The following is a 10,610-nucleotide window of genomic DNA, read 5'->3' on the forward strand; positions in this document are numbered from 1 at the left end:
CGAGCAGGCTCGCTCCCACATTGAAATGCGTCCGCTGTGGGAGCGAGCCTGCTCGCGAAGGCCGCGCCGCGTTTTCGAATGCGTTTGTTGTCCTGTTGGTCAGCAATTTGCATTGGCCCTGAGCACACACAACAAAATGGAGTTCGGGTTTATGCCAATACGTCCGCTGCACAAACTGCTGTACGCCGCCATCGGTCTGGGAATCAGCCTGAGCGCCAGCGCTGCCGATCCGCTGAAGGTCGGCTTCGTCTACATCGGCCCGATCGGTGACCACGGCTGGACGTATCAGCACGAACAGGGGCGCAAGGCCCTGGCGGAAAAACTCGGCACGCAGATCACCACCAACTACGTGGAAAACGTCGCCGAGGGCGCCGACGCCGAGCGGGTGATCCGCAACATGGCCAAGGACAAATATGACCTGATCTTCACCACGTCTTTCGGCTACATGAACCCGACAGTGAAAGTCGCCAAGCAATTTCCCAAGGTGACGTTCGAACACGCCACCGGTTACAAGCAGGACAAGAACCTCGGCACCTACCTGGCGCGCACTTACGAGGGCCGTTACGTCGGCGGTTTCCTCGCGGCGAAGATGACCAAGACCAAGAAGATCGGCTATGTCGCCTCGTTCCCGATTCCGGAAGTGATCCGCGACATCAACGCCATACAGCTGGCCCTGAACAAGTACAACCCTGGCACCGAAATCAAAGTGGTGTGGGTCAACTCCTGGTTCGATCCGGGCAAGGAAGCCGACGCCGCCAATGCGCTGATCGATCAGGGCGTTGATGTGGTGTTCCAGCACACCGACAGCCCGGCGCCGATCCAGGCTGCCGAACGGCGCGGCGTGTATGCCGTGGGCTACGCCTCGGACATGGCCCACTTCGGCCCGAAAGCGGTGCTGACCTCGATCGTCAACGACTGGGCGCCGCACTACATTCAAGCGACGCAGAGCGTGATCGATCACACCTGGAAATCCCAGGATTACTGGGGCGGGTTGAAGGAAGGCACAGTGGAACTGCCGATCAGCGATCTGGTGCCGGCGCCGGTGAAAACCGAAGCCGAGCAGTTGATCGCCGACATCAAGAGCGGCGCATTGCAGCCGTTTACCGGGCCGATCAGGGATCAGGCCGGTGTGGAAAAAATCCCCGCGGGCGTGAGCGCGACCAATGCGGAACTGGCTTCGATGAATTATTACGTTGAGGGCAGGACGGCCGAGACGCCGAAGTAGCCCCCCGATTCACCACACAAAACCCTGTGGGAGCGAGCCTGCTCGCGAAAGCGGTGTGTCATTAAACAAAAATGTTCTCTGACACTCCCTCTTCGCGAGCAGGCTCGCTCCCACATTGGAAACACAGCGTATTCAAGGATTGTGTATGGATCAGCTTCCGATCATTGATATCAGCCCGCTCTATGGCGACGACGAAAACGCCTGGCCCGCCGTGGCCGGGCAGATCGACCAAGCCTGTCGCGAGTGGGGCTTTTTCTACATCAAGGGCCATCCGATCTCGGCGCAGCGCATCGACGATCTGCTCGATCACGCCCAGCGCTTCTTCGCCCTGCCAGCCACAGAAAAACTGAAGATCGACATTACCCAGACCCGCCATCATCGCGGCTACGGTGCGATTGCCACCGAGCAACTGGACCCGGACAAACCCAGTGACCTCAAAGAAACCTTCGACATGGGCCTGCACTTGCCGGACGAACATCCCGAGGTGCTCGCGGAAAAACCCTTGCGCGGCCCCAATCGGCATCCGGCGCAACCCGGCTGGGAAAGGCTGATGGAGCAGCATTACCTCGACATGCAGGCGCTGGCGCAAACCCTGTTGCGGGCGATGACCATTGCGCTGGGCATCGAGCGCGACTTCTTCGATTCGCGCTTTGTCGACCCGGTCAGCGTGTTGCGCATGATCCATTATCCGCCGCGTCACACCGCCAGCTCCGCCGAGCAACAAGGTGCCGGCGCCCATACCGATTACGGCTGCATCACCCTGCTCTATCAGGACAGCGCCGGCGGTTTGCAGGTGAAGAACGTCAATGGTGAATGGATCGACGCGCCACCGATTGACGGCACGTTCGTGGTCAACCTCGGCGACATGATGGCGCGCTGGAGCAACGACCGTTATCGCTCGACGCCGCACCGGGTGATCAGCCCGCTGGGCGTGGATCGTTATTCGATGCCGTTCTTCGCCGAACCGCACCCGGACACGCGCATCGAATGCCTGCCCGGTTGCCAGGACGCCCAGCACCCGGCGAAATATCCGACCACCACCTGTGCCGAATTCCTGCTGTCGCGCTTCGCCGATACCTATGCCTATCGTCGCGAGCAAGAGGCGGTTTGATCGATCACCTGGTCAGGTTTTGCCAATTGTTGCGGCCAGCCTCTGTAGAATGCCGGCATTGCACCTGATGAGAAAAGACTATGTACGACTGGCTCAACGCCCTGCCCAAAGCCGAACTGCACCTGCATCTGGAAGGTTCGCTGGAGCCTGAACTGCTGTTCGCCCTGGCCGAACGCAACAAGATCGCCCTGCCGTGGAGCGACGTCGAAACCCTGCGCAAGGCCTACGCCTTCAACAATCTGCAGGAATTTCTCGACCTGTATTACCAGGGCGCCGATGTGCTGCGCACCTCGCAGGATTTCTACGACCTGACCTGGGCCTACCTGCTGCGCTGCAAAGCGCAGAACGTGATTCATACCGAACCATTCTTCGATCCGCAGACCCACACCGACCGGGGCATCCCGTTCGAAGTGGTGCTCAACGGCATCGCCGCCGCGCTCAAGGATGGCGAGACGCAACTGGGCATCAGCAGCGGTTTGATCCTCAGCTTCCTGCGCCACCTCAGCGAAGACGAAGCGCAGAAAACCCTCGATCAGGCGCTGCCGTTCCGTGATGCGTTTGTCGCGGTCGGGCTCGACAGTTCCGAGATGGGCCACCCGCCGAGCAAATTCAAACGCGTCTTCGATCGCGCCCGCGACGAAGGTTTCCTCACCGTCGCTCACGCTGGTGAAGAAGGCCCGCCGGAGTACATCTGGGAAGCCATCGACCTGCTGAAAATCCAGCGCATCGACCATGGCGTACGCGCGATCGAAGACGAGCGCCTGATGCAGCGGATCATCGACGAGCAGATTCCGCTGACCGTATGCCCGCTGTCGAACACCAAACTCTGCGTGTTCGATCACATGTCGCAGCACAACATCCTCGACATGCTCGAGCGCGGCGTGAAGGTCACGGTGAACTCCGATGACCCGGCGTATTTCGGTGGGTACGTGACCGAGAACTTCCATGCGCTGCACGAGCATCTGGGCATGACCCAGGATCAGGCCAAGCGCTTGGCGCAGAACAGCCTGGATGCGCGGTTGGTAAAACCGTAAGCAACACCGCATCACCTGCATAACCCAATGTGGGAGCGAGCTTGCTCGCGAATACGGTGTGTCATCCAACACAGATGTTGTTTGATACACCGCTTTCGCGAGCAAGCTCGCTCCCACAGTTTTGATCAGCGTTAGCCTGTGACTTTGGTTTCAGTAAGCTCTTCCAGGGTCTTGCCCCGCGTCTCCATCCCGAACAGCCACACCACGCCCGCCGCGATCGCGAAGCACGCCGCGCCGAGCGCGAACACCCCGCCCTGCCCGGTAATCGGGAACACCAGCCCGGTCACCAGTGGCCCGAGCAGCGAGCCGACGCGGCCGATGGCCGAGGCGAATCCCGAGCCGGTTGCCCGTGCGGAAGTCGGGTACAGCTCCGGCGTGTAGGTGTAGAGCACCGCCCACATGCCGAACAGAAAGAACTGCATCAACAAGCCGGTGCCGATCAGCAACGCCACGTTGCCGCCGAACACCGCGCTCTGCCCATACAGAAACGCCATCACCCCGCCACCGAGCAGGGTGACGATGCACACCGGTTTACGCCCCCAACGCTCGACCAACCATGCCGCCATGAGGAAGCCGGGAATCCCGCCGAGCGAGATCAGCACCGTGTAATACACCGATTGCGTCACGGCGAAACCCGACTGCTGCAGCAATGCGCTGAGCCAGGAAGTCAGCCCGTAGAAACCCAGCAATGCGAAGAACCACAGACTCCAGATCATCGTTGTGCGCTGGCGATATTGCGGCGACCAGATCTGCTTGAGTGCCGAGAAGAAATTGCCCGGTGGCGTCACCGTGCGAGGCAAACGAACAGGTTCCGGCAAGGCTGCACCGCCCAGCGAAGCACGCACTCGCGCTTCGATGCCGCTCAACACTTTGTCCGCGTCGGCGTCACGCCCGGCCTGTTCCAGCCAGCGCGGTGACTCGGGAATGAAAAAGCGGATCGCCAGGACAAACACCGCCGGCACTGCCAGCACCAGGAAAATATCGCGCCAGCCAATCAGCGGCAGCAGGAAGTACGAGAGCACACCCGCCGCGACAAACCCCAGCGGCCAGAAGCCGTCCATCAGGGCGATGTAGCGCCCGCGTCGTTGCGCCGGAATCAATTCCGACAGCATCGACTGTGCGATGGGAAACTCCATGCCCATGCCGATTCCGAGCAGGATGCGAAACAGCGTCAGCGTCTCCACCGTCTGCGCCGTCGAACACAGGTAACTGGCCACGCCCCACAACACGATGCTCCACTGAAACACCGGTTTGCGCCCGAAGCGGTCGGCGAGCATTCCCGACAGCGACGCCCCGAGCACCATGCCGAAGAAGCTCGAACTGGCCAGCAACCCCGCTTGCGCACTGCTCAGGCCGAACTCGGCTTTGATCGAGCCGAGCAGGAAAGTCATCATCGCCAGATCCATGGAGTCGAAGAAAAACGCCAAGGCAATGATGATGAAAATGACGCGGTGATAACCGCTGAGCGGCAGCCGTTCCAGGCGCTCAGCCGCACTAAAGCGTTGTGTATTCATGTTGTGCTCCCCCATCCGAGAAATCCCCGGATCGAGTGTGCGTCATGGTCATTCAGAGGTCGTACTGGATGCGACCTGTTCACAGCCGTGGACGACGTCAGCCTTCAGCTCATCGCCGAGCAACGCTCTAGAACGCTGTTTCCAGCTCGGTTTCCTTGGCAAAGCGATGGATTTCGCGCTGGCCGGTGGCGGTCAACTGCAAGGCGCGGGAATCGTTGGGCAAGGTCAGCCAGCCCGACTGCATGAACAACTGCAACAGCGCCGCGCCCAGTGAGCCGCCCATGTGCGGACGACGCTCGCTCCAGTCCGGGCAGGCGCAGGCGACCTGCACGTTGCGGTGGGCCAGGGCCTGGATGAACACTCCGCGCTGGGCCAGTCGGGTGGAGCCCTTGTGCGTCACCACCACCCGCTGCTCAAGCTGTTCGATCCAGCCGGCATCGAGCAGGCGCTGATACAGGTCGGCCGCCAAAGTACCGCCCAGATGATCGTCGCAGAACCGCGCACGCAACAGCGAAGACGGCGCCGCCTGTGGTCTGACCATGGGAGCCGTGCGTTTCAGCGCATCAGGGATTTGCCGTGGCGCGCTGGCAATGGTGGCGCTGGCCAGTGCTTCGATCGCCGCGCCGATTTCCGGTGCCGCCAGGCGAAAGAAGCGTTTGCGCCCACGCATTTCGATGTTCAACAGCCCCCCTGCGGACAGGCGTCCCAGATGGGCACTGGCCGACGACGGCGAGAGCCCGGCCAGCAGCGCCAGCTCTTCGGCTTGCCGGGCCGAGCCATCCATCAACGCCCACATCATCGCGCTGCGCTTGGGGTCGGCCAGCAATGTCGCGATCTGGCTGATGCACGGTGCATGTTCCATATGTTCACTCCCTGTTGAATCGTATCGTCTACCGCTCGGAGACATCCTGGCCGGTTATGGGGCATCGGCCAACACGCGAAAATCGCCCGGGATCGGTGGCAAGGGATGCCACCGACACCAGCTGCTCCGGCACACAACCTGGCAGCAGAAGTAGCAACCGTCACCAAAAGCCGGCAACGCGTTACGGGGTCTGCGCGCCGGGTGTCAGTGCAGGCATGAGGCGGGCGCTAGTATAAGCGGGTTAAGCCAGACGTCCTGCGCCTGGGCCTGGGCAGGTGGCGATTGTTCCTGACAGAAATTTCTCTAATTGCCTGCGACTAATGATCAACTTTGAGGAAACCGGGAAATTGGCTACTCAATTCGGCGCATCGGCTGGCGAGCATCTCCCTCAGCAGGTTCACCGGCTTACTCAATTGTGCGCGATGGGCGCACAACAGATTCAGCGGTGCGCGCTCACACAGCAGTTCCGGCATCAGCACTTTGAGGCGTCCGGCGAGCACATCGGCGCCGACGTCGAGCCAGGATTTGTAGGCGATACCGGCACCGGCCAGCGCCCATAGCCGCACGACGTCGGCGTCATCACTGAAGCGGTCACCACTCACGGTCAGGCCGACTTCACGCTTGCCATCGTGGAAACTCCAGTGGTCGTGGACGCGGCTGCCGAGCATGTACAAAAGGCAGTTGTGCTGGGCCAGCTGCTCAAGCTGGCGCGGTTCGCCATGCCGGGCCAGGTAATCGGGAGATGCGCACAACACGCGGCGATTGTGTGGCGCGATGGGCAAGGCGATCAGGCTGGAATCTTCCGGCTCGCCGTAGCGCAGGGCGATGTCCACCGGTTGCCGGAACAGGTCGGCGATGCGGTCGCCAAGCAGCAGGCGTACCGTCAGTTTCGGGTGTTCACGCTGGAACGCGTCGAGCCACGGCAGCAGCAGATTGCGACCGAAATCCGAGGGTGCTGACAGTTGCAGAATTCCGCTGACCTGGTCCTGTCCGCTGGCGAGCAGTCGACGGCCTTCGTCGAGATTGCTCAGGGCGGCGCGGGCGTATTCAAGGAAGCCTTCGCCCTCGGCGGTGAGGCGCAGGCTGCGGGTCGAACGCGCCAGCAACCTGGCACCGAGTTGTTGCTCAATGCGCTTCAACGCCGCGCTGGCCACCGCCGCAGACATGTCCATCACCCGTGCCGCCGCCGACAGGCTGCCCAGATCCGCCGCGCGAACAAACAACTGCAGGTCATCAAAACGCAGCATGCGCAGCCTCGATTATCAAAAAAATATTGAAAGAGACTGCTCTTTTAGCCGGTTTTATCGCGCAGAGAAATAGCCAATGATGGCCTCCATCGAATTCATCCCGATTTCCTTCTTCTATCAACTGTACGGAGCCATCCATGAAAGCCATTGCCTATTACGCGTCCCTGCCGATCAGCGACGCCAAGTCCCTGCAAGACATTGAACTGCCAGAACCGGTTGCCGGCCCGCGCGACCTCTTGGTGGAGGTCAAAGCCATCTCGGTCAACCCGGTCGATACCAAAGTGCGGCAGAACGTGGCGCCGGAAAACGGCGCGGCGAAAGTGCTGGGCTGGGACGTTGCCGGTGTGGTCAAGGCTGTAGGCAGCGAAGTCACCCTGTTCAAGGCGGGCGACAAGGTGTTCTACGCCGGTTCGATTGCCCGGGCCGGTGGCAATAGCGAGCTGCACGTGGTTGATGAGCGCATCGTCGGCCACATGCCCAAGTCCCTCGGTTTTGCCGAAGCCGCCGCGCTGCCGCTGACCGCGATCACTGCGTGGGAATTGCTCTTCGAGCGCCTGCAAATCAGCGAGGGCAGCAACGATGAAGGCCAGAGCCTGCTGATCGTTGGTGCGGCGGGCGGCGTGGGTTCGATCCTCACTCAATTGGCCAAGCAATTGACCGGCCTGAAAGTCATCGGCACTGCCTCCCGTGCGCAAACCCGTGACTGGGTCAGCGCACTCGGTGCCGATCTGGTCATCGATCACAGCCAGCCGCTGAGCGAAGAATTGAAGCGCGCCGGCATCGCCAGCGTGACCCACGTCGCCAGCCTGACCCAGACCGATCAGCATCTGGCGCAACTGGTCGAAGCCCTCGCGCCGCAAGGCAAACTGGCGCTGATCGACGATCCGAAGTCCCTCGACATCAGCCTGCTCAAGCGCAAGAGCCTGTCGCTGCACTGGGAGTTCATGTACACCCGCTCGCTGTTCGAAACGCCGGACATGATCGAACAGCACAAGCTGCTCAACCGCGTCGCTGAGCTGATTGACGCCGGCACTTTGAAAACGACGTTGGGCGAGCACTTCGGCGCGATCAACGCGGCCAACTTGCGCCGTGCCCATGAGCTGCTGGAAAGCGGCAAGGCCAAGGGGAAAATTGTTTTAGAAGGTTTCTAAAAAAATAAAGCCTCGCAACCGCTCGTGATGCCAGAGCGGTTGCGGGGCTTTTTGCCGTCAGTCGGTTGCTTGACCCTTGTCACAATTGCGCGGGTATCGGGGTCTACAATCGAAGCCTCTGCGATACATCTTTTACGCAAGGGAGGTCAGCAATGAAGATCCTGATAAAAGAAGTGGCAAAGTCTCAATGGCAGGTGCGTCTGGACCAGCACGTCGTGACCTTTCGCAGTGAAGCCGAGGCTCTGGCCTTCACTCGCACCCTCGAAGCGCGACTCTGCGCGCCCCACCGGATTCCCGAACCCAGCCAGCAGCGCGCCGTCGGCTGAGCTCCAAAGTCGAGCGTTCAGACCTGGGCTTGCGCCAGCGCCCGGGCATTCTGCAAGCGCCGGGTGAGCAGCGCGACGCTCACCACCAGCAGACCGCACAGGCTGATGACCATGGCCATCGGCACGGCGCTGCCATCGTGCAACACCCCCACCAACGCGGCGGCACCGGCGGCGATGCTGAATTGCAGGCAACCGAGCATTGCCGATGCACTGCCGGCACGGGCGCCCTGGCCGTTCATTGCGCAAGCCGAGGCGTTGGGAATGATGCAGCCGAGGCTGGCAATGCAGATGAACAGCGGAATCAGCAACGGCCACAACGCCTCTGGACGCATCGCGCCGACCGCCAGCAGCGTCAGCCCGGCGAGGAAGTACACCCACACCGCGCGCACCAGCAAGAACGCCGGGCCACGCTTGGCCAGCAGACGCGCATTGACCTGCGCCACCAGAATGAAACCCGCCGCATTGGTGCCGAACAGCCAGCCGAAGTGCTCGGCGGGTACACCGTAGAGCTTGATGAACACAAACGGTGAGCCAGCGATGTAGGCGAACATGCCGGCGATCGCGATGCCACCGGTCAGGGCATGGCCCAGATAGACCGAGTCCTTGACCAGTCGCGCGTACTGGCGCAACGCACCGGACAACGGCTGGCGCGGCACGTGGGCCGGCATGCTTTCCGGCAGCCCCAACGCCACCGCCAGACCCGCCGCCGCACTGAACCCGGTGAGCACCAGAAAGATCGACTGCCAACCCGTGGTGTTGACCAGCAGCCCACCGAGCATCGGCGCCAGAATCGGCGCCAGGCCCATCACCAGCATCAACTGGGAAAACACCTTCGCCGAGCCCACCGCATCGCACTTGTCGGCGACCACCGCACGGGAAATCACCATGCCCGCACAACCACCGAGTGCCTGGACGAAACGCGCGCCAATCAGCCATTCCAGGCTCGGCGCGTAGGCGCAGGCCAATGACGCAAGGGTGAACAGAGCAACGCCGCTGAGCAGCGGAAGCCGCCGGCCGAAACGATCGGAAATCGGCCCGTAAGCCAGTTGGCCCAGAGACAGACCGAGGAAGTACGCCGCCAGCGTCAGCTGGACATGCTGCTCATCGGTGCCGAACGCCAGCGCCATGGCCGGGAAGGCAGGTAAATAGAAGTCGATCGCCAAAGGACCGAAGGCGCTCAAGGCGCCGAGTATCAAGATCGTGCGGAAATTCATCAGGCATCCAGGTGGGCAAGTCGCAGCCCGACAGTCTAGCCGCGCCCGGACGCCTTGAACATTCCGATAGCTCGCTAACGATCAATTTCAGACGAGCTTCACCTCATAACCCTCTTCGCGGATCGCTTCGATCACCTGGTCGGCACTCAGCGCGCTCTCGACGCCGACTTCCTTGGCCGCCAGATCGACGCGCACGCTGGCCGCCGGATCCAGCGCCTGCACCGCAGTGGTGATGGCTTTGACGCAATGACCGCAGGACATGCCTTGAACGTTGAACACTTGCATGGGAAGACTCCTTTGAGTGAGGTTGCCGGCAGTCTCGAGCTTGCCACGATGGCAAGGTCAAGTTCTGCGAAAAACTGCCGGGCTGGCAATCGGCGTCGCGCTCGGCCAAGCTGCATGCATCAATGACTGGAATTCAGGAGATTCAGCCATGCGCTGGTCAGCTTTGGGCCTGTTTGGCTTGCTCAGCCTTTTCGCCGCCGTCCCGCAGGTGCAAGCCGCCGGCGAGGATTACGCGGTACTGATCATTTCCCGCGAGCGCCTCGAAGTGGCGACCTCGTGCGAAATCGGCGTGTACATCCAGGACCAGCTCTCGGCGCGCCTGTTCCAGGAGCAGAGCACTTCGTTCAACCTGCCACCGGGCAAGGTTTCGCTGCGCCTGAAACTGCTGCCGGGCCAGGCACCGGGTTGCAACCCCGGCATGCTCGCACCGGGTTCGCAGGAAGTCGTGCTGCATGCCGGCGATGTGCTGAAGTTCCGCCTGGCGATGAATGCCGAAGGCGTGTACCTGAAACCTGCAGGCCTCGGTTACTGAGCAGACACCCGATCCGTCGCCGATCGTTCCCACGCTCTGCGTGGGAATGCAGCCATGGACGCTCTGCGTCCCGAAGCGTGACGCGGAGCGTCACAGGAGGCATTCCCAC

General features: G+C 61.6%; 11 protein-coding genes. 6 read left to right on the plus strand and 5 right to left on the minus strand.

What is annotated here, in order from left to right:
* Positions 1-151 precede the first annotated feature (151 nt).
* The 3 genes from QMX86_RS13435 to QMX86_RS13445 all read left to right on the plus strand — a co-directional run bounded on the left by QMX86_RS13435 (position 152) and on the right by QMX86_RS13445 (position 3,370).
* Positions 152-1,225 (plus strand): BMP family ABC transporter substrate-binding protein, encoded by a 1,074-nt coding sequence (locus QMX86_RS13435; RefSeq protein ID WP_282390394.1) that lies wholly within the window; start codon positions 152-154, stop codon positions 1,223-1,225.
* Positions 1,226-1,370: 145 nt separating this feature from the next.
* Positions 1,371-2,336: a 2-oxoglutarate and iron-dependent oxygenase domain-containing protein gene (locus QMX86_RS13440; protein ID WP_282387898.1), complete on the plus strand. Its 966-nt coding sequence runs from the start codon at positions 1,371-1,373 to the stop codon at positions 2,334-2,336.
* An 80-nt stretch (positions 2,337-2,416) separates the two neighbouring features.
* Positions 2,417-3,370, plus strand: a complete 954-nt coding sequence (locus QMX86_RS13445; RefSeq protein ID WP_024011466.1) for an adenosine deaminase — start codon at positions 2,417-2,419, stop codon at positions 3,368-3,370.
* 131 nt (positions 3,371-3,501) lie between these two features.
* Here QMX86_RS13445 and QMX86_RS13450 read toward each other — a convergent pair whose 3' ends face one another.
* The 3 genes from QMX86_RS13450 to QMX86_RS13460 all read right to left on the minus strand — a co-directional run bounded on the left by QMX86_RS13450 (position 3,502) and on the right by QMX86_RS13460 (position 6,993).
* On the minus strand, positions 3,502-4,884 hold the full coding sequence (locus QMX86_RS13450; protein ID WP_282386277.1) for an MFS transporter: 1,383 nt from the start codon (positions 4,882-4,884) through the stop codon (positions 3,502-3,504).
* Between the two features lie 127 nt (positions 4,885-5,011).
* Positions 5,012-5,746, minus strand: coding sequence for a helix-turn-helix transcriptional regulator (locus tag QMX86_RS13455; RefSeq protein WP_016771819.1), 735 nt, complete (start codon positions 5,744-5,746; stop codon positions 5,012-5,014).
* A gap of 317 nt (positions 5,747-6,063) precedes the next feature.
* Complete coding sequence (locus tag QMX86_RS13460; RefSeq protein WP_016771820.1) at positions 6,064-6,993, minus strand: LysR family transcriptional regulator; 930 nt, start codon at positions 6,991-6,993, stop codon at positions 6,064-6,066.
* Between the two features lie 137 nt (positions 6,994-7,130).
* Between QMX86_RS13460 and QMX86_RS13465 the strand changes: the two genes are divergently transcribed.
* A complete protein-coding gene (locus QMX86_RS13465) occupies positions 7,131-8,144 on the plus strand; it encodes a zinc-binding alcohol dehydrogenase family protein (protein WP_282386279.1) in 1,014 nt (337 codons plus the stop codon).
* 152 nt (positions 8,145-8,296) lie between these two features.
* Complete coding sequence (locus QMX86_RS13470; protein ID WP_177433987.1) at positions 8,297-8,470, plus strand: hypothetical protein; 174 nt, start codon at positions 8,297-8,299, stop codon at positions 8,468-8,470.
* A 17-nt stretch (positions 8,471-8,487) separates the two neighbouring features.
* On the opposite strand, the gene QMX86_RS13475 is transcribed toward QMX86_RS13470, so the two are convergent.
* Both QMX86_RS13475 and QMX86_RS13480 read right to left on the minus strand, forming a co-directional pair.
* Positions 8,488-9,684 (minus strand): multidrug effflux MFS transporter, encoded by a 1,197-nt coding sequence (locus QMX86_RS13475; protein ID WP_016771824.1) that lies wholly within the window; start codon positions 9,682-9,684, stop codon positions 8,488-8,490.
* Positions 9,685-9,771: 87 nt separating this feature from the next.
* Positions 9,772-9,969, minus strand: a complete 198-nt coding sequence (locus QMX86_RS13480) for a cation transporter (protein WP_056787762.1) — start codon at positions 9,967-9,969, stop codon at positions 9,772-9,774.
* A 148-nt stretch (positions 9,970-10,117) separates the two neighbouring features.
* Here QMX86_RS13480 and QMX86_RS13485 point away from each other — a divergent pair, with 148 nt between their 5' ends.
* Positions 10,118-10,501, plus strand: a complete 384-nt coding sequence (locus QMX86_RS13485; RefSeq protein ID WP_024011458.1) for a hypothetical protein — start codon at positions 10,118-10,120, stop codon at positions 10,499-10,501.
* Positions 10,502-10,610: the final 109 nt, after the last annotated feature.

The organism is Pseudomonas sp. PS01270 (genome assembly GCF_029959775.1).
GTDB classification, from domain to species: domain Bacteria; phylum Pseudomonadota; class Gammaproteobacteria; order Pseudomonadales; family Pseudomonadaceae; genus Aquipseudomonas; species Aquipseudomonas atacamensis.